This window comes from Streptomyces sp. NBC_00663 (assembly GCF_036226885.1).
Classification (GTDB): domain Bacteria; phylum Actinomycetota; class Actinomycetes; order Streptomycetales; family Streptomycetaceae; genus Streptomyces.
Map to the genome: position 1 here is coordinate 6288617 of NZ_CP109027.1, position 24681 is coordinate 6313297.

Sequence of the window (24681 nt, forward strand, 5' to 3'; positions counted from 1 at the left end):
CGTACGACCGGAATTCGGGACTCAGCGGCGCTCGGAGGGGATCAGCCCTCCGTGTTCACCATCGACGCCGCCGCGTACGTCAGGTAGTTCCACAGCGTGTGCTCGTGCTCCTCGGACAGGCCGAGCTCGTCGACGGCGACCCGCATGTGCTTCAGCCAGGCGTCGTGCGCCGCCCGGTCCACCTGGAACGGGGCGTGCCGCATCCGCAGCCGGGGGTGGCCGCGGTTGTCGCTGTACGTCGTCGGACCGCCCCAGTACTGGATGAGGAACAGCGTCAGCCGCTCCTCGGCCGGGCCCAGGTCCTCCTCCGGATACATGGGCTTCAGGAGCGGGTCCCCGGCCACACCCTCGTAGAAACGGTGGACGAGGCGGCGGAAGGTCTCCTCCCCACCGACCTGCTCGTAGAAGGTCTCCGTCTGAAGCGTGCCGCGCCGAATCTCTTTCACCGCTCCATCGTCTCAGACGGAGGGAACCAGGACTTGGGGCTTAGGACCCTTCCGCAGGACAGTGGAGGTATGGGTGCGCACGCTCTCCACAAGGACCTGGAAGAACTGGCCGCCGAGGCTCGGGCCGAGCTGGTGGACCGGATCGACGTGAGCGGGGCCTGGGCGGACGACCCGGTGTGGCGGGAGGCCTTCGCGGCCGTACCCCGGCATCTGTTCGTGCCGTACTACTACGTCGGCGTCATGGGCGGCTACGAGCGCAGGTGGGGCGAGAGCCCCGACGCGCACGCCCGGGAACGGTGGGTGCGCGGTGCCTACGCCGACGCCCCGCTGGCCACCCGGCTGCGCGACGGCGAACTGGTCTCCTCCAGCAGCCAGCCCTCCCTCATGGCGATGATGCTGACCGCGCTGGAGGTCGAGGACGGCGACCGGGTCCTGGAGATCGGCGCCGGTACGGGATACAACGCGGCGCTGCTCGCCCACCGCCTCGGCGACGACTCCCTCGTCACCACCATCGACCTGGAGCCGGACATCACCGAGGCGGCCCGGCAGCACCTGGCCGCCGCCGGGTACCACCCGGTCGTCGTCACCGGCGATGGTGCCCGCGGGGTGCCCGAGCGCGCCCCCTTCGACCGGATCATCGCGACCTGCGCGCTCACCTCGATCCCAGGGGCCTGGATCGCCCAGTGCAGCCCGGGTGCCCGCGTCCTGGCCCCGCTGGCCACCGGCCTGGTCGCGCTGACCGTACGGGACACGGGGCACGCCGACGGACGCTTCCTGCACACCCCCGCCTACTTCGTGCCGCTGCGCGGCGAAGGGCGGTCGGAGCCGGAGCCCGCCTCGCCGGCCGGGGTGCCGCGGGCGGCGCGGGAGCACGAGCTGTACCAGTTCCTGCTGCTGCTCAGCCGGGGCAGCCTCGATCCGCAGGAGGCGTATCAGCTCTGGGAGCGGGAGGGCAGGCCGCCGCGGCAGCGGTACGGCATCACGGTGAGCGGCGGGGACGAGTGGGCGTGGCTGGACGATCCGGAGGGGCCGTACGCCTGGCCCCTCCGGCTGCCGTGACGGGGTCTAGCCGCGGCGGACCGTGATCGTCGTCCAGGCGCCCACGTGGACCCGGTCGCCGTCCTGGAGCGGCACCGGGACGAAGGGCTGGATGGGCTCCTCCGCGCCGTTGACCGTCGTACCGTTCGTCGAGTTCTGGTCGACGACCGCCCACGAGCCGTCGGGCTGCTGGACCAGCACCGCGTGCTGGTGCGAGACGCCCGGGTCCTCCGGGGGCACCGACAGATCGACGTCGGGGGTGTCGCCGGTGGAGTGCCGGCGGCGGCCGATGGTGATCTGGTTGCCGGTGAGGGTGCGCTGCTGCTCGGGCGAGTACGCGGGCAGGTTGAGGCCCGCGGCCTCGGGGCCGGAGCGCTGCATCATCGCCATGAAGTACTCGCGGTCCGGGCCGATGGTCGCGATCCAGGTCGCCGGTCCGGCGGGCTGCTGCTGGTAGCCGGGGCCGGGCGGGGCCTGGGTGGAGCCGGGCTGCGGGTAGCCGTAGCCACCGGGGCCGCCGGGGCCGCCGCCGGGTCCGCCGGGGCCGCCGCCGGGTCCGCCGGGGGCGGTGGAGGACGGCGGGGAGATCACCCAGTCGTCCTCGCCGCCGCCGAAGGACGGACCGCCGGGCTGCGGCCGGTTCGTCTCCTGCGGGAAGGCGGGCGGGGCGGCCGGGCCGGACGGCGAGAACGCCGACGGGGCGCCGGGGCCACCAGGTCCGCCGGGACCCGCGGGGGGCGTGGGGCCGGGCGGGGGCGGAACCGGACGGGAGGGGTCGCCGAAGGGCGAGGGGTCGCCGCCGAAAGGCGAGGGGGCACCCGGGCCTCCGTGGCCGCCGGGGCCGTTCGGGCCGTTGGGTCCACCAGGGCCACCAGGGCCACCAGGGCCACCAGGGCCACCAGGGCCACCAGGCCCACTGGGTCCGCGCTGGCCGTCGAAGCCACCGGGCGCACCGGGGCCGCCGAAGCCGCCAGGGCCGTTGGGGCCACCGGGGCCGTTGGGGCCACCAGGTCCGCCCTGGGTACCGAAAGCACCGGGGCCGTTCGGTCCACCAGGTCCACCGGGTCCGCCCGGGCCGCCGGGCCCGCCCTGCGTACCGTAGCCGCCGGGGCCGTTCGGCCCGCCGGGGCCGCCCTGCGTGCCGTAGCCGCCGGGACCGTTGGGCCCCCCGGGACCACCGGGTCCGCCGAACGGACCGGGGCCGCCTGGGCCGCCACCGGGTCCGCCGAAGCCGCCGGGTCCACCGGGGCCACCCTGGCCGGGCGGCGGGGGCGGGCCCGAGGGGTCGCCGCCGAAGGGCGGGATCGGCTCGGCGGGACGGTTCATCTGGGACGGACGCGAGCCCTGGTACTCGTACGAGTCACCGCCACCGCCGTACGACTGGCCCGGCGGCGGACCCTGGAAGCGGACGCCCGGGCCGGGGGCCGGCGGGCGCGGGGCGGCCGGGGTGTACGAGGTCGCCGTGTTCGTCAGGAAGTTCCACCGGCACTCCTCGCAGAACGGCGCACCGCCCTCACGGGGCGTGCGGCACTGCGGGCAGAGCTCCGGCTCGGGGTCCGGTACGGCGGACAGGTGGTTGCGTCCGGGCTGGCCGCCGGCGCCCGGCGGGGGCGGCGGGAAGCCGTAGCCGCCACCGGGGGGCGGCGGCGGGGGAGGGGGCGGAGGCACGGCACCGGCCATGCGGTGACCGCAGACCTCGCACCAGTCGTCGGAACCCGACTGGTGTCCGTTCGGGCAGGTCGGCATGTCGGCGCTTCCCCCTCTCACGTAAGGGAACTTCTGCTTCTGGTCGTCACTTCTTTACACGAACAGTCTTTGTGGACCGGGTCTCGAGGGTCATCTCGTCGGCCTCCGCGACCTTCGCCTTCAACCGCACAGTACCTGTCGCGGCATCGACCACGTCCACCACCTTCGCAAGCAGTTTCGCAGTATCGGCGTTGCCGGAAGCGCTTGCGAGCTGAACGGCCCGGCCCAGTTTGGACGTTGCTCCATCCATATCGCCCGCTTTGCGTAGATCGAGACCTTGTTGGATGACTTGGGCCAGTTCGGCCTGGCCGGTGTAGTGGGCGACCTGGGGGTTGATCGACGTCGAGGCGACCATGTCGTCGGTCCACACCGCCCGCACCAGCCCCTGGGCGCCCAAGTTCTGTGCGGTGCCGTCGGGTTGGGGGATGACGAGGGAGACCCGGGCGGCCAGCATCTCCTGGCCGAGATGGGCGGCCGGCACCTCCACGCAGACGTGGTAGTCACGGGACTCGTCTCCCCAGGAGCCGGTGGGGTAGTCCCCGGCGCGCGGGCCCGCCTCGGTGCGGCGTTCGGTCAACTCCTCGACGGTGGGCGCGACCTGCTTGACGAACCGGATCGTGGTGCCGACCGGCGTCCACACCCGCAGGGAGACGTCCGCGACCTCCTTGCCCATCGCCGTCTCCATCATCTGCGTGAAGTCGGCGGCGAGACCGGCCGGGTCGGCGACGATGTCCGCCGTGCCGAGCAACGCGGAGGCGATGCCTGTGACTTCTTTCACTTCCCAGTCGGTGCCCACGCCCCGGGCGTCACAGGTGAAACGCCCGGCGCAGGAGTCGAGGGACGCCTTGAGGTCCTCGGGTGACTCGTGTTCATTGCGGCCGTCGGTGAGCAGGATGCCGTGCCGGATGGTGACGTCCGCCGAGGACAGCAGTCGGTCGGCGAGCCGCAGCCAGGTGCCGATGGCGGTGCCGCCGCCCGCGCTGAGCTTGCGCAGGGCCTGCTTGGCCTGGTCCCGGGTGGTGGCGTCGGCGACCGCGAGCCGCCCGCCGCCCGGATACACCTCCTTGGCGACATGGGTGCCGCCGATCACCGCGAAGTGCACCCCGTCGCGCAGGGTGTCGACGGCCGCGGCAGTGGCGTCACGGGCGTTGCGCATCTTGGTCGGCGGGTAGTCCATCGACCCGGAACAGTCGACCATGATCGCCACGGCCGCGTCCGGGCCCTGGCCCGCCGGGTAGAGATGGGGCGCGGCGACCGCGCTGCCGATGGTGCCGCCGCCGGTCGCGCTCACCGTGACGATCGCGTTGACCTCGCGGCCGTCCTCCGGCAGGTACTCGTTCTGGTACACGTCCACCGAGAACTGCGGCACGTTGGACTTCGAGAAATTGGCCATGCCTGATCGAATCCCCCTTGGAAACCCCACGGCTGCGGGGCGTACGACGGTGTGCGGACCGGTCCCCTCCGGTCCTGCGAGGCGTCCCCGTACGAATCGGCCTCAGGCCGATCCTGCCCCCTGAGGCGGGGCGGGGAACGGCACGAGGGCCACTGTTACGTTGTCGTGGCCCCCGCCGTCCAGGGCGTGACCGACCAGGACCTGCGCGGCGTGCAGAGGGCGCACGGCGGCATCGAGCGGTACGGCCTCGGCCATGTCCTGCGCGGCCTCCGCGTAGTTCCACAGTCCGTCGGTGCACACCACCACTACACCCGGCCGGTCCGGCTTGAAGGAAGCGGTGTGCGGCTCCAGTTCGTAGGCGTCCGCGCCGAGCCAGCCGGTGATCGCGTGGGCGCGCTCGTCCGCGTACGCCTCCGCCTCGTTCATCAGGCCCGCCGCGACCATCTGCGCGGCCCATGAGTCGTCCTCGGTGAGCCGGGCCGGCAGCGAGGTGCGGTCCACCGGCACCCAGTAGGCGCGGCTGTCGCCGACCCAGCCGACGACCAGCAGCCCCGACGTCACCACGGTGCCGACGATCGTGCAGGCCGGGGCGTTCTGGTGCGGAGCGTGCTCACGGGCCGTCTGCGGTTCGGCGGCCAGGGCGTTGACCGCGCGGGAGGCGGCGACGATCGCGTCGTGCATCGCCTGCTGCGGATGGGTGCCGCGGGCGAGGGCGGCCAGCAGGGACTCGCTCGCCGCCCGGGACGCGGCGAGGGAGGCGTCGTCGGGGCGGGTCGCCGAGGAGACGCCGTCGCAGACGATCGCCACGGACGCGGGGGAGCCGTCGGGCAGGGCGGCGGTGCCGATGCCGAAGGCGTCCTCGTTGCGGTGGTGGCGCAGACCGCGGTCGCTGACGGCCGCCATCGGGCCGCACTCCTGCTCCATGTGGTCGCGCTCGCGGGGCTGGGCGTGCCCGCAGTTCTCGCAGTAGCCGTCGTGGTCGACCCGGCCCGCGCGGCAGGCCACGCACAGCTTGACGCCCTCCGCCGGGGTCGGCGCCTCGGCGGTCACCCGCGGGTCCGGCGCCTGGAGCGGGTACTCCTCCGGCTCCGACGGCCGGTCGAAGCGCACCCCGGAGGCCGGGGAGACGGGGGAGCCGCTCGGCGGCTGTGCGGCCAGGTCGTGGCCGCCGGAGTCGATGCCCGTCAGATCCGTCGGCAGATGGGTCGCCGGCGGGGTGTCGGAGCCGGCGGGCTCCTGCGCGGCCGGCCAGGGGCCGCCCTCGTCCGGAGCCGACACCGGTGCCCGCGGGGACGCCGGTGCGGCCACCGGACCGGCCACCGGCGCCGAGCCGTTCACGGCGAGCGTCGGGTGGTCGTCCGGGCGGGCCGGTACGGCGGACAGGTCGTATCCGCACGCACCGCAGAAGCGGTCACCCGACTCGAGCGGCTCCTCGCAGCTCGGGCAGTTCGTCAGGGCGGCCTGCTGGGGCATCTGCGACATCAACTACACCCACGTCCGGGGGCGGTAACGGTTGGCACGTTCCACCAGGTCGATCCTCTCCTCGCCGCCCCGCGCGAGCCGCGCCAGCGTGCGGTACGAACGCTCCAGGCCGAAGCGGAGTCCCCGCTCGTCCAGCTCGCTGCCGAGCAGCACCCGACGGGCGGCCGGGTCCGCGCCCTGGCCACCGGAGAGTACCCAGTCCAGGGCACAGCCGAGGACTTCGGCGGACAACTGCTCCCGGCGCGCCGGATCCAGCCCGTACGCGTCCAGCGCCTCGACCTGCCCCGCGGCGGCGGTGAGGTCGTCAAGGAACGGTACGTCACCGGCGCCGGGCGTGCGTTGACGCAGCCGCGCCCGTACGGCGGCCACGCGGGCGCCGGTGTAGTGGATGGAACTCTCCGGCACCGACTCCAGTGTCCGTACGGCGCTCCGACGGTCCCCGGCCGCGAGCTGGACCCGCGCGAGCCCGAACGCGGCGCTCACATAGCTGGGGTCGGTGGCCCAGACCAGGCGGTAGTACTCGGCGGCGTTGTCGAGCTGCCCCAGCACCTCCGCGCACAGCCCGAGCGCCAGCTTCGGCGCGGGCTCGCCGGGGAAGGCGTCGTAGATGGCGTCGAAGGCGAGCGCGGCGGCCTCGTGATCCCCGGTGACCAGGGCGGCGACCCCGCGGTACCAGACCACCCGCCAGTCGTCGGGCCGCTCGTCCTCCACGCGCGCCAGCGCCTCCAGCGCGGTGTGCGCGTCGCCGTTCTCCAGCCACGCCCGGATCTGCCGCAACCGTGTCTCGACGGACGGCGCCGGCGCGGCGGCCAGCGCCCCCAGCAGCTCCGCGGTGGCGGTCGCCATGAGCCCGGCGAGGAAGCCGGCGTTGGGATCGGAGGGGTCGACCCGCGGAACGGGAAGCGCCAGCGCCGCGGCGGGCGTTCCGACCGGCTTGACCAGTGCCACCACACTCCCGAGCGTCGGGACGGCCCCGCCGCCAAGAGCGACAGCGGCGGAGGAGACGGTGGCGGAGGAGACGATGGCGCCCGGCCGCCGGGTGCGCACCACCCGCGCCCCCAGCCGAGAAACCTCCCCGTCCAGCTTCGGGAACAACTCCGTGTCCGGCACCCGCAGTTCGGGACCGAACAGCGTCGACAGCGCGGGCCGCGGCCGGCCCGTCTGGAGCGAGACGACCTCGCGCAGGACGCCGGTCAGCTGCTCGGCCATCTCCTGGGCGGAGGCGAAGCGGCGGGCCGGGTCGGGGTCGGTGGCGCGGACCAGGAAGCGGTAGAAGGACTCGTACTGGCGGAAGACCTCGATGTTGTCGGGGTCGGGCAGGGAGTCCACGAAGACGTTCGTGTAGCCCTGGAAGTCGAAGGCGAGGACCGCCAGGGTGCGGGCGACCGTGTAGAGGTCGGACGCCACCGACGGGCCGACCTCGGCGACCTCGGGCGCCTGGTAGCCGACCGTGCCGTAGATGGCCGACTCGTCGTCGTCCATCCTGCGGACCGCGCCCATGTCGATGAGCTTGAGCTGGTCCTCGGTCTGGATGGCGTTGTCGACCTTGAAGTCGCAGTAGAGCAGGTTGCGGCTGTGGAGGTGACCGAGCGCCTCCAGGGCCTCGATGCCGTACGCGCAGGCCTGTTCCACCGGGAGCGGGTCGCGCTTGCCTGCCGGGTTGCGGCGGCCGTTGGCGATCTCCTTGAGGGACTTGCCGCCCACGTACTCCATGACGATGTACCCGTCCAGCGAACCCGTGCGCTGGTCGAGGTGCTCCACGAAGTTGTAGATCCGCACGATGTTCGCGTGCTCGATCTCGGCGAGGAAGCGCCGCTCGGAGATCGCCGCCGCCATCGCGTCCTGGTCGCCGGTGTCGAGCAGGCCCTTGAGGACCACCCAGCGGTCCGAGACCGCGCGGTCGACGGCGAGATAGACCCAGCCCAGACCGCCGTGCGCCAGACAGCCCACGACCTCGTACTGGCCGTGCACGATGTCGCCGGACGTCAGCTTCGGGACGAACGAGTACGGGTTGCCGCACTTGGTGCAGAAGCCCTCCGTACGCCCCGGCCGCTCACCGCGCGCCCGGCCCACCGGCGCCCCGCAGTCCGAGCGGGAGCAGAACCGCTTGCGCTCGGGGACCTCGGGGTTCTCCAGCACCATCGCGCGCGGGTCGGGACGCGGTACGCCCGGCACCTCGACCAGGCCGGCGCCCAGCCGGCCCCGGGCGCTCGCCCCGGTGCCGGAACCCGAGCTGCGCACCGACACCGAGCGGCTCGTCGACCGGCCCGACAGGGCACGCGAGAGGCGGCCCGACACCGAGCGCCGGGACTTCGACGACTGCGAGGTGCTGCGGGACGTGCTGCGGCTGCTGCCGGAGCGTGAACTGGCGCTGCCCGAACCGCGCGAGCCCTTGCCGCCGCCCGTGATCCCGGTCGGCGGGGAACCCACCATGCCGGTCGCCGACACCACCGGCGCGAGTCCGCAGGTGTCGCAGTACAGCTCACCGCCGCCGACGTCCTCGTACGACCCGCCGCAACCGGGCCGCTGACAGGTCTGCTGTGCTGCCTGACTCATGACTGGGCCTCCCCCCTACGGTCCTCCGGACCGCTCTGCTCCGGCACCCGCGGGGCGCGCAGCAGCTCGGCGGCCGCGTGCTGGTAGCGCAGCACGGCCTGTTCCGCGACGCGCAGATCACAGGGCGCGCTCCACAGCATGCGGCGCGCCGCGTCGTACCGCTCGATCAGGAACGGGTCCTCGGCGAGCCCGTGCCGGGCGACCTTCGCCTTGTACGCGTCGAGGCGGCCGCGCAGCTCCGCGCGGACCGCCAGCGGCTGGGTGACCGCGGTCAACGACTCGCGGGCGCGCAGCAGTTCGTCCTCCGCCTTCTGCTCCAGGGACTCCAGGAGCGGGGACAGGCGGTGCCACTGGGCGTGTCTGCGGTACTCGGCGGCCGTCGCCAGCTGCTCCTGAAGCACGGTCGGCGGACCGCTGACGACCGGCACCTCGGTGGCCGCGATCTTCGCCAGCACCTCGCCGCGCGCGGTACGGGCCTCGGCGAGCGTGCGGTCCGCGCGGGAGAGCACGTCCCGGAGCCGGACCAGCCGCTGCTCCGCGTCCTGACGCACCGTCAGCACCGCGTCGATCTCCCGGCGTACGTCCTCCAGGGCGCGCGCCTCCCGGTCGTACACCGTGGTGTCGGGACGCCCGCCGCCCGGTGCCGAGCTGCCCGGGGTCGGGTTCCAGTAGGCCAGCGGGTCGGACACCACCTGCTCGCGCAGGGTCGTCAGTGTGCGGGTGATGCGCTCCAGGTCGTCGCCCGCCGGGTGCTCGCCCGGGCGGACGCCCACCGAGTGCGCGAGCTTACGGGTGCGCTGGAGCTCCGCGGCCAGTAAATCTATCCGCGCGGGCAGCGCCGACCAGACGGCATCGGCGGCGACGACCATGTCGAGCGAGGTCGCGTACAGCTCGTTCATCCGGTCGACGAGCGCGGCGAGGCTGAACTGCTCGCTGAGCTTGCCCGAATTCCCGTGCAGCGTCGGCGCGTTGGCCGTCGCCGTAGCGCTGCCCGCCACCGTCACCGACGAGCCGCGCAGCAGCTCCGTCAGCTCCACCAGGTCCTCACGGCTGGACCAGCGGCGCCGCGACCTGATCTCCCGGGCGCTGCGCAACGCGTCCGTGTACGCGTCGAAGTACGCCCACAGCAGCGTGATCGACGCCTCCGCGGCCGTCCAGCGCTCCCTGGTGACGCCCGTGAGCGCGGCGCCCTCCAGGAGCCTGCGGCCGGAGTGGTCCTGCAAGGCGAGGAGCGAGGTCTCGATCGCCTCGTACTCCGCGCCGAGCCGCGCCAGCGCACGGTCCACCTCGTCCCGGTCCATCACCGGCCCGGGGGGTCCCGTGACGCCCATCGATCACCTCTCGCTGCTGGTCTGGTTGTTGGGGGTGGTTGCTCGCCGTTCAGGGTGCCTGGTGGTGTCCCGCTCAGCTCTTGCGGAGGTACTCCGGTGCCGGCGGCTCCGACTTCGTGGCGTCCTTGTCCAGTGTCGCCGACAGCCACTTGTCGTACGACGTCTGCCAGCCGTCCGCGGTGTCCTTGCGGTAGTCCGCCAGGATCTGGTTGACCCGGCGTACCAGATCGTCCGCCTTCAGGTTCATCGCCACGCCGTAGTACTCGGTCGTGAACGGGTCGCCCTTCAGCTGGACCGTCGGGTCCTGGGCCGCCTGGCTCGCGGCGAGCGCGCCGTCCGTCACCACGGCGTCCACCTCACCGAGTTGGAGCCGTACCAGGCAGTCCAGCTGGTTGGGCACCGGCTTGACGATCTTCGCCTTCGCGGTGAGCGTGCCCGCCTTCTGGTCGTCCGTCAGCTTGGTGTTGGCCGTCGAACCCTCCGCCGTGCAGATCCTCTTGCCAGCGAGCGTGTCGTCGTACCCCTTGATCGTCGAGGACTTGGGGGCGAGGACCTGCTGGCCGGTCTTGAAGTACGGGGCGGAGAACGCGACCTGGCCCAGCCGCGCGCAGTTGATGGTCATCGTGCGCACCACCATGTCGACCCGGCCCTCCTGGAGCGCGGGGATGCGCTGGTTGGTGGGGATCGCCTTGAACAGCACCGCGTTCGGGTCACCGAGTATCTCGGCGGCGATCCGGTGCACCAGGTCGATGTCGAAGCCCTCCAGCGTTCCGCTGGTGCCCGCGTTCGGGTTGCGGTAGCCCCAGCGGTAGCTGTTCTGGTCCACGCCGACGATCAGCTTGCGCGCGTCGCCCTCGCGGGCCTTGATCTTCTTGATGGTGTCGCCGTCCGCGCCCGACGGGGACAGCGTCTGCTTCTCCGGGGCCTTCGCGATCTGCGGATCCTGACACGGGTCGTCCTCGGCCCGCGCCTGGCTGCCGTGGGCCACGCCGGGACCGCCGGTCGCGCTGCCGTCGGCGCCCTTCGACTGCGTCAGCGGCAGCAGCAGCACGAACGCGAGCGCGAGGACGCAGACCACCGCCATCGCGGCCACACCGCCCCAGCCCCGCAGACCGGCCCGCAGACGTCGTACGTTCATCGTCACGCCCCCTCTCACCGGTACTCCGACAGCCTGCGGCCGATGCCAAGCACCGCGCCGGCCGCGCCCAGGACGGCGAGCACCGCCGCGCCCACGGTCAGGCCCGTCATCGCGTCCAGGCCGTCGCCGGCCGCCTGCTCGAACTCGGACTCCTCGTGCGCGATCGCCTTGGCGAGATTGTCGTCGACGCTGTCGAAGCACTCGCCCGTCGCGTTCTCGGGGCCGATGACCCGGTTCAGCGCCGCCTCGTAGTTGCCGTGGTCGTCCTCGTCACGGGCCGCGGTGTGGCGCTTCTGCCACTCCGCCATATTGCCCTCCGCCGCGGTGACCGGCTTCTCGCCGGAGCTGTCGTCGGCCAGCTTCGCCGCCTCGGCGAGGCCCGCGCCGAGCGTCTTCATGTTCTGCTGGAACGTGTTGTCGTACGCGTCCTTGACTTCTTTCTCGCCCTTCGCGTTCGTCACCGTCACCGTCTCCGCGCCGCGCGCGACCAACGTGAGGTTCTCGTTGCCCCGGGCCTTGAGGGACGCGATGCGGGCGTCGTGCAGGACGTTGAGGGAGCGGACGCCGTGGTCGTAGGAGTCGTTCAGGCCCGCGCGCGCGACGGTATGGCCCACGACCAGCCACAGCAGCACGACCGTCGCCGTCGCGGTCGCCGCCACCAGGCCGTGGTTCAGGAGCCGGTTCGTACGGCGGTAGTTGCGGTGCTGGGCCCAGGCGAGGGCGGCGAGCGCCAGGACGCCCAGCGCTATCGCCGCCCACGGGTACGGCGTCGCGTCGTCGTAGTCGGCGCGCAGGCGTTCGTTCTCGCTCGTGTAGAGGTCCTCCGCCGCCGGGAGCATGTCGTGCTGCATCTTGTCGTTGGCGTAGCGCAGGTACGCGCCGCCGACCGGGAAGCCCTGGCGGTTGTAGGTGCGGGCGCGCTCCACCAGGCCCTTGTACTCCGGGAGCAGACGGTTGAGCTTCGCGACCGTCGCCGCGGCCGGGGAGTCGGGGTCCGAGTTCGCCGCGGCCTTGACGAGACCGGAGGCCGCCTTGTCGATGTCCTCCTCGTAGACCTCGCGGGAGGTCGCCGTCTCCTGGCCGCCGGCGAGGAAGCCGCTGGAGGCGGCGGTGTTGGCGTCGGCGAGGCTGCGGTAGATGTCGGCGGCGGCGCTGCTGAGCGGCTGGCTCTTGTGCAGGACGTCGTCGGCCGCGGCGGCGCGGTCCGCTGTCTGCCAGGCCGTGACGGCGCCGAACGCGATGACGAGAGCGGCGAGGAACGCGCCGATGATGCGGAGCCGGCCGGGTTCGGTGGTGGCCGCGTGGCGCAGGCGGTCGACGCCCTCCGCGAACGCGGTGCGGCGGGGTTCCTCGGGGACGGGCGTGGTGGGCGGGGCGGCGGCAGGGGTGGGGGTGCCGTTCGCCCGCGGGGCCGGTTGCGGTGGTACGGCCGGCATGGTGGGCATGCCGGTGCTCGGTGGTGCCGCGCTGCTTTTCGGCGGGTGTGTCACTGGTTGACCTCCCCCATGGTCATCTGTCGCCGCAAGTATCGCTGCCGGGACCGACAATGCGCACCGGCCTTCACTGGATCTTGATCGGATCGCAGCGTGGGTGCCGGAAATCCGGCATAACGTAGCGCCCCGCACACCCCCTGCCCAATCACACGCGGCGGGAATCTGTTCGGTTCCCGGTTCGAGAGCTGCGGGGCGGCGGGGGCGTGCGTTTCGCGGGCGGCCGGGTGGGGGTCGGGGACGCGCCGGGGGGTGTACGTCCTCGGAACGGCGCGGAATCGGTCACCTATAGAGGGCGCCCGTGTTGACGCGCCAACCGCCGGTTCAGGGTTCGTAGTGCTGTCTTGTTCTTGCCTGGGCCGCTGTGGGGGCCTTTACGTCGTCCAGGCCCAGGAGTGCCGCGCCCAGTACCGGGCTTGCCGTGACCACTTGGGGTACGGCTTTTGGTGCGCGGGCGGACAGCAAGTTGCGTATCCCGGTGTCCAGTTGGGGATGGCCGGCTGCCAGGACTCCGCCTCCCAGGAGGACCGGTGTCTCCTCGTTCAGCAGGTCCAGGCGGGTCAGGGCCACCGTCGCCATGGACACCACCTCGTCGGCCAGGCGGTCGATGAGGGAGCGGGACACGGGGTCGCCGGCGGCGGCCGTGGTGAAGAGCACCGGGGTGAGTTCGTGGCGGCGGGACGGTGCGATGCGCTCCAGGTGCAGGGCCTCTATGAGGGCGTACATGGAGGGGAGCCCGAAGTGAGCGGGGAGCACGCGCGCGAGGTCGGTGTCGACGCCCCGGCCGTCCTCCGCGCGTGCCGCGTGCCACAGGGCCTCCTCGGCGAGGCCCCAGCCGCCGCCCCAGTCGCCGGAGATCCGGCCGAGCGCGGGAAAACGGGCGGTACGCCCGTCGGGGCGCATGCCGACGCAGTTGATGCCCGCGCCGCACACCACGGCGACCCCGCGCGGTTCGGTGACCCCGGCCCGCAGGATCGCGAAGGTGTCGTTGCGGACCTTGACGCTCGCGCCCCACGCGCGCGCGTGCAGCGCCGCCGCCAGCTGTTCCTCCTCCACCGGGAGGTCGGCGTTGGCGAAGCAGGCCGAGATGTGGTCCGCCGTGGTGACTCCGGCCGCCGTGAAGGCCTCGGTCACCGATGCGGCCACGGTGTCCAGTGCCGGCTCGACGCCCCTGGTGTGGGGGCGGAAGCCGCCGCCTCTGGCGGTGGACAGGACCGTTCCGTCGGGGGCCAGGACGGCTACGTCCGTCTTGCTGTTGCCCGCGTCTATCGCGAGGACACGTGCCGTCATGCCCACGCGAGGTGCTCCCGGTTGTGTGCGATCAGCCGGTCGGTGAGGGCCTCGGCGTGCTCGTACTGGGCGATCAGGGGGTGGGCGAGGAGGGCCTTGAAGACGCGGTCCCGGCCGCCGTGCAGGGCCGCCTCCAGGGCGAGGCCCTCATAAGTGGTGACGTGCGCCGTCAGCCCCGAGAACAGCGGGTCCATGGGGGCCGTAGGGAGGGGGCGGGGGCCGTTCCGGTCCACCGCCGCCTGGATCTCGATCACGGCGTCGTCGGGCAGGAAGGGCAGTGTGCCTTGGTTGAGCGTGTTCACCACCTGGTACGGGCTTCCCCCTCCGCTCAGCAGTGCCGCCGCCAGGTCCACGGCCGCCTCCGAGTAGTAGGCGCCGCCGCGTCGGGCGAGCAGGGCCGGCTTCTCGTCCAGGGTGGGATCGCCGTACAGGTTCAGCAGTTCCTGTTCCATCGCCGCTACTTCGGCGGCCCTGGACGGTTTGGTGCGCAGTTCCCGTACGACCTCGTCGTGCGCGTAGAAGTAGCGCAGGTAGTAGGAGGGGACCACGCCGAGCCGGTTGAGCAGGGTGGGGGGCAGGTGCAGGTCGGTGGCGATCGACTCGCCGTGCTCCGCGAGGAGTTCGGGCAGGACGTCCTTGCCGTCGGGGCCGCCGAGCCGTACCCCGGTCTCCCAGGTGAGGTGGTTGAGGCCCACGTGATCCAGGTGGATTTCGGACGGTGCGACGTCCAGGAGGGCTGCGAACCTGCGCTGGAAGCCGATCGCCACGTTGCACAGGCCCACCGCCTTGTGGCCCGCCTGGAGGAGGGCCCGGGTGACGATGCCCACCGGGTTGGTGAAGTCGATCAGCCAGGCGTCGGGGTTGGTGCGGCGGACCCGTTCCGCTATGTCCAGGACCACGGGGACCGTGCGGAGGGCTTTGGCGAGACCGCCCGCTCCTGTGGTCTCCTGGCCCACGCAGCCGCACTCCAGGGGCCAGGTCTCGTCCTGTTGCCGGGCCGCCTGGCCGCCCACACGGAGTTGGAGCAGCACCGCGTCGGCGCCCTCCACGGCCGCGTCGAGGTCGGAGGTGGTCGTGATGCGGCCCGGGTGGCCCTGGCGCGCGAAGATGCGGCGGGCCAGGGGGCCCATGAGGTCCAGGCGTTCGGTGGACGGGTCCATCAGGACCAGGTCCTGGAGGGGCAGGGTGTCCCGCAGACGGGCGAAGCCGTCGATGAGTTCGGGGGTGTAGGTCGAGCCTCCGCCGACCACGGTGAGTTTCATTCGGTGTTCAACCCTTTACTCCGGTGAGCGTGACACCCTCCACGAACGCCTTCTGTGCGAAGAAGAACACGAGGATCACGGGGGCCATGACCAGCACGGTCGCGGCCATGGTCAGGTTCCAGTCGGTGTGGTGGGCGCCCTTGAAGGACTCCAGGCCGTAGCTGAGGGTCCAGGCACCGGGGTTCTCGGAGGTGTAGATCTGGGGGCCGAAGTAGTCGTTCCAGGCGTTGAAGAACTGGAAGAGGGCCACCGCGGCGATACCGGGCTTCGCCATGGGGAGGACGACCTTCAGCAGGGTGCGCAGATCTCCGCAGCCGTCCACCTTCGCCGCGTCGAGGTACTCGTTGGGGATCGTCATCAGGAACTGGCGGAGCAGGAAGATGGAGAACGCGTCGCCGAACGCCAGCGGGATGATCAGCGGCCACAGGGTGCCCGAGAGGTCCAACTGCTTGGCCCAGAACAGGTACATCGGGATGACGACCACCTGGGGCGGCAGCATCATCATCGAGATCACCAGCATCAGGGAGAGGTTGCGGCCCCGGAAGCGGAACTTGGCGAGCGCGTACGCCACGGGGATCGACGACACGACGACGAGGACGGTGCCGGCGCCGGCGTAGAGCAGCGTGTTCTTCCACCAGGTCAGGAAGCCCGGGGTGTCGAAGACCTTCTGGTAGTTGGACCACTCCCAGGTGTGCGGGATCAGGTCGCGGCTCAGGGCCTGGTCGTCGCTCATGAGCGAGGTCAGGAAGACGAACACGAAGGGGAGCGTGAAGAACAGGGCCGCGGCGATGCCGAGGGAGTGGATCGCTATCCATTCCAGGAGCGCTTTGCGGCGGGCCGTGCGTGCGGCGGGGGAGGCCGGCTCCTTCAACTCCACCGGCCGGTCCATTACTTGGGTCATCTGTCAGTCACCTGCCTGGATGAGACCGCCGCGGCGCCGCATCAGGAACGCGGTGAAGGCCATGGAGAGGGCGAAGAGGACGAGGGCGACCACACAGGCCGAGCCGTAGTCGAAGCGCTGGAAGCCCAGGTTGTAGATGAGTTGGGGGAGCGTCAGGGTCGACTTCTCCGGGTAGCCGGGCTCGAACAAGGTGCCCGCGCCCTGGATCACCCCCGAGGCGACCTTCCCGGCGACCAGCGGCTGGGTGTAGCACTGCATCGCCGCGATCACCCCGGTGACCACCGCGAACATGATGATCGGCGAGATGTTGGGGATGGTGACGTAGCGGAAGCGCTGCCACGCCGACGCCCCGTCCAGCTCGGCCGCCTCGTACTGCTCCTTCGGTACGTCGAGCAGCGCGGCCATGAAGATGACCATCAGGTCGCCCACGCCCCACAGGAAGAGGAGGGTGAGGGCCGGCTTGGACCAGCTGGGGTCGTTGAACCAGCCCGGGGCCGGGATGCCGACCTTCTCCAGGATCGAGTTGACCGGGCCGGTCCCGGGGTTGAAGAGGAAGGCGAAGGCCATCGTGGCCGCGACCGGCGGGGCGAGGTAGGGCAGGTAGAAGAGGGTGCGGAAGACACCTGCGCCGGTCTTGATCTTGGTGATGAGGAGACCGATGCCGAGTCCGAACAGGACCCGCAGGGTCACCGTGATCACCACCAGCCACAGGGTGTTGCGCAGCGCGGGCCAGAAGTAGGGGTAGCTCTCGAAGACGTAGGTCCAGTTCTTCGTCCCGCTCCAGGTCGGCGGCTTGAAGCCGTCGTAGTGCATGAAGGAGAAGTAGAGCGTCGAGATCATCGGGTACGCGAAGAAGACCGTGAAACCGATCAGCCAGGGGGACATGAAGGCGGCCGTACGGAGGGCCGCTCGGCGGCGTTTCGACGCCAACGTGACGGTGCTCATGGCTACTTCGCCTGCGCGATGTCCGTGTCGATCTGCTGGGCCGCGGCGGTGAGACCGGCCTTGAGGTCCTTGGTCCGGCCGCTCTCGTAGTCGTAGCCCAGGTTCTGGATCGTGGAGAGGTACACGCCGCCGTTGAGGGAGGCGGGGCTCGTCGTGGAGTCCGGGTTCGCCGCGATGTCCAGGAAGGTCTTGAAGCGCGGGTCGTACTTCAGCTTCGGGGACTTCAGGGCGTCCAGCGTGGAGGGCACGTTGTGGATGGCGTTGGAGAAGCCCACCACCGCGTCCGTGTCCGTGGTGATGTACTTGACCAGCTCCCAGGCCGCGTTCTGCTTCTTGCTGGTGGCGGCGATGCCGGTGATCGTGCCGGTGATGTAGCCCTTGCCGTACTGGTCCGCCTGGTCGTCGGGGACGGGCAGCGGGGCCACCCCGATCTCGAAGCCGGGCTTGGCCTCCAGGGCCATGCCGAGGCGCCATTCACCGTCGAGCTGCATGGCCACCTGGCCGGTGTGGAAGGGGTGCTTGGGGCCCCACTCGTCGCCCAGCTTGGAGCGGTACTTCTCCAGCTTCTGGTAGCCGCCGAGTTCGTCGACCAGCTTCTTCTGCGTGGTGAACGCGGCGGCGACCGCCGGATCCGTGGCGACCGTCGACTTGCCTGCCTTGTCGAAGTACGTCGGGGAGAACTGGCCCATGTAGTGCTCTGTCGTGGTCTCCCAGCCGTGATAGTTCGGCATGAAGCCGAGCTGCTTGAAGCTGTCGCCCTGAGGGATCGTCAACTTCTTGGCATCGGCCTCGAATTCGGACCAGGTCTTCGGCGGAGCGGTGATGCCGGCCTTCTCGAACGCGGTCTTGTTGTAGTAGAGGCCGTACGCGTCACCGAGCAGGGGCGCCGTGCAGCGGTCGCCCTCGAACTGGGTGTACTCGTTCATCGCCGTCGGGAAGGTCTTGGCCGGGTCGATGTCCGCCTTCTCGAAGAACGGGTTGAGGTCGACCAGGGCGCCGGAGGAGCAGAACTTGCCGACGGCGTTGGTGGTGAAGGACGACATCACGTCGGGTGCCTTGGAACCGCCCGCGCGCAGCGCCTGGTTGATCTTGTCGTCCGTCATGTTGCCGACGACGTTCACGTGGATGTTGGGATGCGCCTTCTCGAAGCCGGCGATCAGGGACTTGACCGCCTTCACCTCGTTCGGCGCGCTCCACGCGTGCCAGAAGTTGATCGTCGTCTCGGCGGAGGCGTCGTCGTCGGCACCGGAGGTGGACTGGCCGGTACAGGCTGCCGTGGTCAGGAGGGCGATGGAGGAAAGCAGGGCAAATGCCGTTGTTCGGGCACGCTTGGGCATGGCGAAGTCTCCCTGGGGCGGGGAAGGGGATGGGAGGAGGGTTCAGCGCGAGGTGTCGAAGACCTCATCGCGGGTGGCCGCCAGCGCGCTCTCCAACGCGCCGCGCAGCACGGGCTGTTCGGATACGTCGCCGACGACGAGGTGGGGGCGGGCCGCGGCCAGCTCCTCCAGTTCGGACTGGACGAGTGAGCGCAGCGGCTCGCCGCCGGCGGTGAGGGAAGCGCCGCTCAGGACGACGAGTTCCGGGTCGAGGACGGAGACGAGCGAGGCCAGACCGGTGGCGAGGCGGGTCGCGTACGTCTCCAACAGCTGTTGGTGGGCGGGGTCTTCGGAGGTTGCGGCGCGGGCGACGAGGGCGGCGGCGACCTCGGCGTACGGGCCGTTCGGGATGTCGTCGACGCCGAGTTCGCGGGCGAGCCGGGGGATGGCCTGGGAACCGGCCAGCTCCTGGTAGCCGCCGCTGTTGGCCTTGGTGACCTGCCGTACCAGCGGGGTGCCCGGCACCGGCAGGAAGCCGACCTCGCCCGCGCCGCCGGTCCAGCCGCGGTGCAGCCGGCCGCCGAGGACGAGCGCGGCGCCGAGACCGCCCTCGTTCCACAGCAGGACGAAGTCGTCGTGGCCGCGGGCCGCGCCGAGCCGCTGCTCGGCCACGGCGACGAGGTTGACGTCGTTCTCGTACTCCACCGGCATCGGCAGCGCGGCGGCGATCTCGTCGAGGAGGGCCGGGGTGTGCCAGCCGGGGAGGTGGGAGGCGTAGCGCAGTCGGCCGGTGTTGGGGTCGAAGGCGCCGGGGGTGCCGATGACGAGGCGATGCACGTCGGCACGGGCCAGGCCCGCTGCCTTGGCGGCGCCGTCGAGGGCGTCGGTGACCTGCTGCACGACCGGGGTGCCGGTCCGCCTGCCGGGGGTGGGCAGTTCGTACGAACCCACGGTGCGGCCGGTGATGTCGGCGACGGCGGCGAGGACACGTTCGGGGGTGACGTCGAGGCCGGCCGCGTGGGCGGCGGCCGGATTCACCTCGTACAGCTGGGCGTTGGGGCCGGGCCTGCCCTCGGTGGTGCCGCCGGCCAGTACCAGTCCGGCGGCTTCCAGCCGGGCCAGCAGCTGGGACGCGGTCGGCTTGGACAGGCCGGTGAGCTTGCCGATCCGGGTGCGGGACAGCTGCCCGTGCTCCAGCAGGAGGTCGAGGGCGGCACGGTCGTTCATCGCGCGGAGTGTGCGCGGGGTGCCGGCCATGTGTACCCCTCTCCCGGGACTGTTCCGCAGTGGACTCTACGGACAGCAGACTTTACGGACCATGACTGTTAGGAAGGTTTCCTATCGGATGCGAGGAACATAGGTCTGGACCGTGGGGGAGTCAAGAGGCGCAGAACAAACCGCCCCCGCAGGAAACGGAGTCGTTACCTGCGGGGGCGGTGGGCGGGGAGGGAGGGGTTGTGAAGGGGGCTGTGACGCCTACTGCACGTCTATGTAGTCGCCGGTCGCCTTCGCCGACGCCGTCGTGGTCGTGCCCGCGAAGGTGTAGCGGTAGTAGCCGTCCTTGGTGGCCGTCACCGTCGTCTTGAGGGCGCCGGTGGTCGAGGACGTCACCGTCTTGACGGTGCTGTAGGTGTCCGAGCCCTTGGCGCGGAACTGGAGCGTGGCCTTCTGCGAGGTGTAGGCGGAGTAGGAGCCGGTCCACCAGTTGGCCCGGGTCAGCTTGCCGCTGACCGTGATGGTCCTGCCCTTCTTCACCGGCTCCGGCGAGGCGTTGACGGTGACCTTGGCGGCGCGCTTGAGCTGGACGCTGCCCTTGTTGCCCCAGGCCGCGTAGCCGTACTCGAGGCTGATGTGGTCGTCCGAGTCGTCGTCGTCCGCGTTCATCTGGCCGTAGAAGCCGCCGACCGTCCAGGTGGTGGCGTCCGCGGCCTCGAAGAGGTCGTACTCCGGGTCGATGCTGAAGGTGTCGGAGCAGGACTCCGTGACCGTGGTGTCCGTCGTCGACGTGGTGGTGCAGGTCGGCGAGAAGGAGCCCTCGATCACGTTGTCGGAGTTCGCGAGGCCGCCGCGGTAGATCATGATGCCGGCGGCGTTGTTCTCGTAGTCGATCGTCAGGTCGGAGGGGCGGGTCAGGGTGTACGTCACCGGGACCTGCACCTCCTTCGTGGTGCCGACGGTGATCGCCTTGCCGTTGTTGACGGTCACGTCCGCGAAGACGAGGTCCGGCGTGGCGGCCTGTGCGGCGGGCACGGCCAGCGCGGACAGAGCCAGGGCGCCGGTCACGGCGGCGCCGATGGCGAGCTTTCTCATGTGTTTCCCCACATTCGGAAGCGGGCCCCTGGGCGTTGCGCTCCAGAACAAGGGCCCGCTGACGGCTCGAACCTAGACGGGAGGTGGCGTGGAGGGAATGCGGGCGGGGTGTGAACATCATTAATTCCGGCGCGGGGTGCGGGCCCGGTCCCGGAGCCGTCACGAGTTCATCACGATCACGCCTTTTCGCAGGTAGGGGGTGTTGCTTCACAGGTTCCTGCTCTTTCATCCGGCTGCGGAACACGAAGGGGAGGGGAACCCTGTGAACAACTCGGCTCGACGTGCCGTGCCCGCGGTGCTGTGGTGCGCGGCCGTCGCTCTCGGCGTGAGCGGATGCCGGGTGGGCGGCGACGACTCGACGGCCGTGGCACGTACGACGGTCAAGGCTTCGCCGGCGGGGTGTGCGGGTGGGGAGATCCGATGGGGGCGGGTCACCAGGGAACCGACGCTCATCGCGGTGTCCCGGCCGGTCGAGGTCGGGCAGGACGACGGGTGGGTGACCATCACGCCCGCGCGGCTGCGGGAGTTGGAGCCGCGGATCGAGGTGAGCGGCGAGGGTCCGTCCACCCGGCGGCTCTACGCCTCGCTCGCGAAGCAGCTGAAGCACTGGTCCGCGTCGGAGCTGGCGAAGCCGGGCACCACGTCCGCCGACGCGGAGGAGGCCGACCGCATCGACTTCCACGGCGCCGGCGTCTTCGCGACAGCGCAGGCGGTCCGGGCCGTGGACGCCAGCTTCACGGCGGACTGCCCCGACGGCACCCGTACACGCGTCTACGGCAGTGTCTCCACCTATCTCCCCGGCACCCTCAGCACCTCACTGGCGTGCGGCTACGACCCCACCGAGCACGGCTCGGACGAGCCGTGGGTCGCGGAGGCCTATGAACTCGCCTGCGGAGACGGACCGTGAAGCTGCTCATGGCGTGCTGGCGGGCGGCCGTGGCCGTCCAGTCGCCGCTGATGGTGGTCCAGCTGCTCGCCGGGCTCGTGGACGACGGGTTCACCTGGGGCAACCTGGGCCAGGAGGCGGCGACCGCGGTCCTGGCGTGGGGCACCGTCGGCCTCGTCTGGGCGGCGCTGGCGTGGTGGTGGCTCAGACGCCGGTCGCGGACGGCCGGACTCACGTTCTCCGCGGCGGTCCTGGACGACCGGCAGCGGCATCTGCTGCGCGCGGCGGACGTCTCGGACGGCTGGCCGGAGCGGACGCGGGAGCGGCTGGCCTCCGCCGAGCGCGCCTTCCTGGCCACCGAGAAGGGACAGGAGGAGGGGCAGGAGAAGGGTCAGGAGAAGGGGCAGGAGACGGGACAGGAGCAGGTCTGCTTCCGGTGGCGCCCGGGACGGTCGGACCACTCGGTGTACGGCTCCCTGGCCTTCGACCCGGCCACCGGCACGGTCCTCGTCGACCTCCGCGACGGCGAGGGACACCTCGGGGTGGCCGGCCTGCGCAGGGGCACGGCGTTCGTCGCGGTGTGCCAGGTCGCGGGGGAGCTGGAGCTGACGGGGGCGGGCGGGTGATCGGCGAGGTGTACGACGGGACCGTGATCGCCGTGGGGTGCGCGCTGGTAGCGCTGGGAGCCTTCACCGTGGTGACGGGCCGATGGCCGCGCCGGTCCTCGGCGGTGCCCCGGCCTCGGTGGAAGGGGGTGTGGGCGGTGTGTCTCGGGCTGGTGGGGCTGGCGCCGCCGGCGGGGCCGGTCCTCGGCGGCCCGGAGTATGCGGTGACGCTGCTGTTGGCGGCGAGTGTCGTGGCGCTCGTTCTCAGCCGGGCGCCCCCGTCGTGGAATGGCCTCCGCCGATGTCCCCCGTCGTGGAATGGGCTCCGCTGGCGCCCCCGTCGTGGAATGGCCTCCCCCGACGTCCCCCGTCGTGGAATGGGCTCCGCTGGCGCCCCCGTCGTGGAATGACCTCCGCCGATGTCCCCGTCGTGGAATGGCCTCCCCCGACGTCCCCCTCGCGCGATGACCTCCGCCGGCGCCCCCTCACAGAATGACCTCCGCCGGCGCTTCCCTCGCGGAACGCCAGAAGGTGGCGCCGGGATCAGCCCACGGCGCCGCCCTTCTCGTACCCGCTACTTCTGGGTGAGCGGTGTTGCTGCCTGGGCCTGGGGGGAGGCGGTGTTGGAGTAGGCCGATGGGGCCGCCATGCCGGCGGTGGGGTCGGATACGGGCTCGGGGTCGGCTGCGACGGCCGGGCCGCCGACGATGTCGATGTCCGCGGCGTCGAAGGCCCGCTTGACGCGCCAGCGGAGTTCGCGCTCCACGGTGAGGGCCTTGCCCGGCATCGTCTTGGCCGAGACGCGCACGATCATCGAGTCCAGGAGGACGCTGTCCAGGCCCAGGACCTCGATCGGGCCCCACAGGAGCTCGTTCCAGGGCTCTTCCTTGCTCATGCGCTCGGCGACCTCGTCGATCGTCGCCTTGACCTTGTCCAGGTCCTCGTCCGAGCGGACCGTCACGTCGACGCCGGCCGTGGCCCAGCCCTGGGAGAGGTTGCCGATGCGCTTGACCTCGCCGTTGCGGACGTACCAGATCTCGCCGTTGTCGCCGCGCAGCTTCGTGACGCGCAGGCCCACCTCGATCACTTCGCCCGACGCCACTCCCGCGTCGATCGTGTCGCCCACGCCGTACTGGTCCTCCAGGATCATGAAGACGCCGGAGAGGAAGTCCGTGACCAGGTTGCGGGCGCCGAAGCCGATCGCCACGCCCGCCACACCGGCCGAGGCCAGCAGCGGGGCGAGGTTGATCTCGAAGGTGCCGAGGATCATCAGGGCCGCGGTGCCCATGATGATGAAGCTGGCCACCGAGCGCAGCACCGAACCGATCGCCTGGGACCGCTGACGGCGCCGCTCGACATTGACCAGCAGGCCGCCGAGCGCGGTGCCGTCGACCGCCTGGACCGTGCGGTTCATGCGGTCTATCAGCTTGGTGATCGCCCGCCGTACGGCGACTCTCAGCACCGCCGCTATCACCAGGATCAGCAGCACGCGCAGACCGATCGCCAGCCAGGTCGACCAGTTCTGCTCGACCCAGCTCGCGGCGTTCGTCGCGCTCTCCTGGGCGTCCTGGAGCGAGGGGACGGTCGCGGTCTGGCTCTCCGAGGGAGAGGGCGACGGGGTCGCGGTCGCGGCCAGTAGGACGGCGGGCAAGGACACGGCAGGTACCTCCAGGTGCAGCGTCCGCCGCCCGGCGTACGGGCAAGGTCACGGAAAGGTCACCGGGCGGCAGGCCCACCACACTAACGGTGCATCGTGTGTGGATCGTCGCCATGTTCGAGGGAGAGACCGTGCTCACCTGGGGATGCTGAAAGCAGTGGTCGCAGGTGTGGTCGAAAACACTCCCAGCCCGTTACCGGGAGATGGTGGCGCTTCCACCAGGCATGAGGGGAGACTGACTACAGATCGTCCCGGCGCAAGCCACGCGCCGCCGACGCCCAAGGAGGCATCCGTGCCGCATGTCCTGGTCCTCAACGCGTCGTACGAGCCACTGGGCGTCGTACCGCTCCGCCGCGCGCTCATCCTCGTGCTCGAAAACAAGGCCGTCTGCCTTGAGGAGTCCGGCGCCTTCATGCACAGCGCAACCGTCACAGTCCCCGCACCAAGCGTGGTCCGGCTCAAGCGATTCGTCCGGGTTCCCTATCGGGGGCCCGTTCCTCTTACCCGGCGCGCGCTCTTCGCCCGCGACGGGGGCCGGTGCATGTACTGCGGTGGCGTCGCAACCAGCGTCGACCACGTCATCCCGCGCAGCCGCGGGGGCAAGCACGTGTGGGACAACGTGGTGGCCTCGTGCCGCCGCTGCAACCACGTGAAGGCCGACCGACACCTGTTCGAGATCGGCTGGCGGCTGCGCCACAAACCCGCTCCACCCACCGGCCTGGCCTGGCGCATCATCGGGACCGGCCACAGGGACCCGCGCTGGCTGCCGTACTTGCAGCCGTACGGCGCGGAAGACGCGATGGCCCGGATCGACGGCATCTCTGCCTGACCACGATCCGGGCCTTTGTGTTGGCCCGGCCCGCCGCCGCGTGTCGCCCCGGGGGTCCCC

General features: G+C 71.3%; 21 protein-coding genes. 5 read left to right on the top strand and 16 right to left on the bottom strand.

Annotated elements, in window-relative coordinates:
* Positions 1-41: 41 nt before the first annotated feature.
* Positions 42-446 carry a globin gene (locus OG866_RS28745; protein ID WP_329339094.1) on the bottom strand — a complete coding sequence of 135 codons (405 nt, stop codon included), beginning with the start codon at positions 444-446 and terminating at the stop codon, positions 42-44.
* Between the two features lie 69 nt (positions 447-515).
* Here OG866_RS28745 and OG866_RS28750 point away from each other — a divergent pair, with 69 nt between their 5' ends.
* Entirely contained in the window at positions 516-1505 is a 990-nt protein-coding gene (locus OG866_RS28750; RefSeq protein WP_329339097.1) for a methyltransferase domain-containing protein, read from the top strand.
* 6 nt (positions 1506-1511) lie between these two features.
* Here OG866_RS28750 and OG866_RS28755 read toward each other — a convergent pair whose 3' ends face one another.
* The 4 genes from OG866_RS28755 to OG866_RS28770 form a co-directional block, all read right to left on the bottom strand.
* Positions 1512-3230 carry an FHA domain-containing protein gene (locus OG866_RS28755; RefSeq protein WP_329339098.1) on the bottom strand — a complete coding sequence of 573 codons (1719 nt, stop codon included), beginning with the start codon at positions 3228-3230 and terminating at the stop codon, positions 1512-1514.
* Between the two features lie 46 nt (positions 3231-3276).
* Positions 3277-4623: a vWA domain-containing protein gene (locus tag OG866_RS28760; protein ID WP_329339100.1), complete on the bottom strand. Its 1347-nt coding sequence runs from the start codon at positions 4621-4623 to the stop codon at positions 3277-3279.
* 102 nt (positions 4624-4725) lie between these two features.
* A complete protein-coding gene (locus OG866_RS28765; RefSeq protein WP_329339102.1) occupies positions 4726-6108 on the bottom strand; it encodes a PP2C family protein-serine/threonine phosphatase in 1383 nt (460 codons plus the stop codon).
* Positions 6109-8352, bottom strand: a complete 2244-nt coding sequence (locus OG866_RS28770; RefSeq protein WP_443063577.1) for a tetratricopeptide repeat protein — start codon at positions 8350-8352, stop codon at positions 6109-6111.
* Between OG866_RS28770 and OG866_RS45275 the strand changes: the two genes are divergently transcribed.
* Positions 8324-8635 carry a hypothetical protein gene (locus OG866_RS45275; RefSeq protein WP_443063578.1) on the top strand — a complete coding sequence of 104 codons (312 nt, stop codon included), beginning with the start codon at positions 8324-8326 and terminating at the stop codon, positions 8633-8635. The two genes, OG866_RS28770 and OG866_RS45275, sit on opposite strands and share 29 nt — an antisense overlap.
* 22 nt (positions 8636-8657) lie before the next feature.
* Here the strand turns inward: OG866_RS45275 and OG866_RS28775 are convergent, their stop codons facing one another.
* From OG866_RS28775 to OG866_RS28820, 10 genes are all read right to left on the bottom strand, one after another.
* Complete coding sequence (locus OG866_RS28775; RefSeq protein ID WP_329339106.1) at positions 8658-9992, bottom strand: hypothetical protein; 1335 nt, start codon at positions 9990-9992, stop codon at positions 8658-8660.
* A gap of 73 nt (positions 9993-10065) precedes the next feature.
* Positions 10066-11130 (bottom strand): glutamate ABC transporter substrate-binding protein, encoded by a 1065-nt coding sequence (locus tag OG866_RS28780; RefSeq protein WP_329339108.1) that lies wholly within the window; start codon positions 11128-11130, stop codon positions 10066-10068.
* A gap of 14 nt (positions 11131-11144) precedes the next feature.
* Positions 11145-12566 (bottom strand): hypothetical protein, encoded by a 1422-nt coding sequence (locus tag OG866_RS28785; protein WP_329344342.1) that lies wholly within the window; start codon positions 12564-12566, stop codon positions 11145-11147.
* 378 nt (positions 12567-12944) lie between these two features.
* Complete coding sequence (locus tag OG866_RS28790) at positions 12945-13916, bottom strand: N-acetylglucosamine kinase (RefSeq protein WP_329339110.1); 972 nt, start codon at positions 13914-13916, stop codon at positions 12945-12947.
* Positions 13907-15172 carry a 6-phospho-beta-glucosidase gene (locus OG866_RS28795; RefSeq protein WP_329339112.1) on the bottom strand — a complete coding sequence of 422 codons (1266 nt, stop codon included), beginning with the start codon at positions 15170-15172 and terminating at the stop codon, positions 13907-13909. The genes OG866_RS28790 and OG866_RS28795 overlap by 10 nt, the downstream gene beginning before the upstream one ends.
* Before the next feature lie 7 nt (positions 15173-15179).
* A complete protein-coding gene (locus tag OG866_RS28800; RefSeq protein ID WP_329339114.1) occupies positions 15180-16073 on the bottom strand; it encodes a carbohydrate ABC transporter permease in 894 nt (297 codons plus the stop codon).
* Positions 16074-16076: 3 nt separating this feature from the next.
* Positions 16077-17018: a carbohydrate ABC transporter permease gene (locus tag OG866_RS28805; protein WP_329339116.1), complete on the bottom strand. Its 942-nt coding sequence runs from the start codon at positions 17016-17018 to the stop codon at positions 16077-16079.
* A 2-nt stretch (positions 17019-17020) separates the two neighbouring features.
* Positions 17021-18355, bottom strand: coding sequence for an ABC transporter substrate-binding protein (locus OG866_RS28810; RefSeq protein ID WP_329339118.1), 1335 nt, complete (start codon positions 18353-18355; stop codon positions 17021-17023).
* 42 nt (positions 18356-18397) lie between these two features.
* Positions 18398-19591 (bottom strand): ROK family transcriptional regulator, encoded by a 1194-nt coding sequence (locus OG866_RS28815; protein ID WP_329339120.1) that lies wholly within the window; start codon positions 19589-19591, stop codon positions 18398-18400.
* Positions 19592-19810: 219 nt separating this feature from the next.
* Entirely contained in the window at positions 19811-20644 is an 834-nt protein-coding gene (locus OG866_RS28820) for a hypothetical protein (RefSeq protein WP_329339122.1), read from the bottom strand.
* Positions 20645-20906: 262 nt separating this feature from the next.
* On the opposite strand from OG866_RS28820, the gene OG866_RS28825 reads away from it, so the two are divergent.
* Both OG866_RS28825 and OG866_RS28830 read left to right on the top strand, forming a co-directional pair.
* Positions 20907-21551, top strand: coding sequence for a hypothetical protein (locus OG866_RS28825; protein WP_329339123.1), 645 nt, complete (start codon positions 20907-20909; stop codon positions 21549-21551).
* Complete coding sequence (locus OG866_RS28830) at positions 21548-22156, top strand: hypothetical protein (RefSeq protein WP_329339125.1); 609 nt, start codon at positions 21548-21550, stop codon at positions 22154-22156. The genes OG866_RS28825 and OG866_RS28830 overlap by 4 nt, the downstream gene beginning before the upstream one ends.
* A gap of 553 nt (positions 22157-22709) precedes the next feature.
* On the opposite strand, the gene OG866_RS28835 is transcribed toward OG866_RS28830, so the two are convergent.
* Positions 22710-23792 carry a mechanosensitive ion channel family protein gene (locus OG866_RS28835; protein ID WP_329339127.1) on the bottom strand — a complete coding sequence of 361 codons (1083 nt, stop codon included), beginning with the start codon at positions 23790-23792 and terminating at the stop codon, positions 22710-22712.
* A 292-nt stretch (positions 23793-24084) separates the two neighbouring features.
* Between OG866_RS28835 and OG866_RS28840 the strand changes: the two genes are divergently transcribed.
* Entirely contained in the window at positions 24085-24621 is a 537-nt protein-coding gene (locus tag OG866_RS28840; RefSeq protein WP_329339129.1) for an HNH endonuclease, read from the top strand.
* Positions 24622-24681 lie beyond the last annotated feature (60 nt).

Bases quoted from the DNA above. Each gene is read 5' to 3' on its own strand.
- OG866_RS28750 (WP_329339097.1), top strand. From the start codon at position 516: ATGGGTGCGCACGCTCTCCACAAGGACCTGGAAGAACTGGCCGCCGAG.
- OG866_RS28755 (WP_329339098.1), bottom strand. From the start codon at position 3,230: ATGCCGACCTGCCCGAACGGACACCAGTCGGGTTCCGACGACTGGTGC.
- OG866_RS28760 (WP_329339100.1), bottom strand. From the start codon at position 4,623: ATGGCCAATTTCTCGAAGTCCAACGTGCCGCAGTTCTCGGTGGACGTG.
- OG866_RS28775 (WP_329339106.1), bottom strand. From the start codon at position 9,992: ATGGGCGTCACGGGACCCCCCGGGCCGGTGATGGACCGGGACGAGGTG.
- OG866_RS28780 (WP_329339108.1), bottom strand. From the start codon at position 11,130: ATGAACGTACGACGTCTGCGGGCCGGTCTGCGGGGCTGGGGCGGTGTG.
- OG866_RS28785 (WP_329344342.1), bottom strand. From the start codon at position 12,566: ATGCCGGCCGTACCACCGCAACCGGCCCCGCGGGCGAACGGCACCCCC.
- OG866_RS28795 (WP_329339112.1), bottom strand. From the start codon at position 15,172: ATGAAACTCACCGTGGTCGGCGGAGGCTCGACCTACACCCCCGAACTC.
- OG866_RS28800 (WP_329339114.1), bottom strand. From the start codon at position 16,073: ATGACCCAAGTAATGGACCGGCCGGTGGAGTTGAAGGAGCCGGCCTCC.
- OG866_RS28805 (WP_329339116.1), bottom strand. From the start codon at position 17,018: ATGAGCACCGTCACGTTGGCGTCGAAACGCCGCCGAGCGGCCCTCCGT.
- OG866_RS28810 (WP_329339118.1), bottom strand. From the start codon at position 18,355: ATGCCCAAGCGTGCCCGAACAACGGCATTTGCCCTGCTTTCCTCCATC.
- OG866_RS28815 (WP_329339120.1), bottom strand. From the start codon at position 19,591: ATGGCCGGCACCCCGCGCACACTCCGCGCGATGAACGACCGTGCCGCC.
- OG866_RS28820 (WP_329339122.1), bottom strand. From the start codon at position 20,644: ATGAGAAAGCTCGCCATCGGCGCCGCCGTGACCGGCGCCCTGGCTCTG.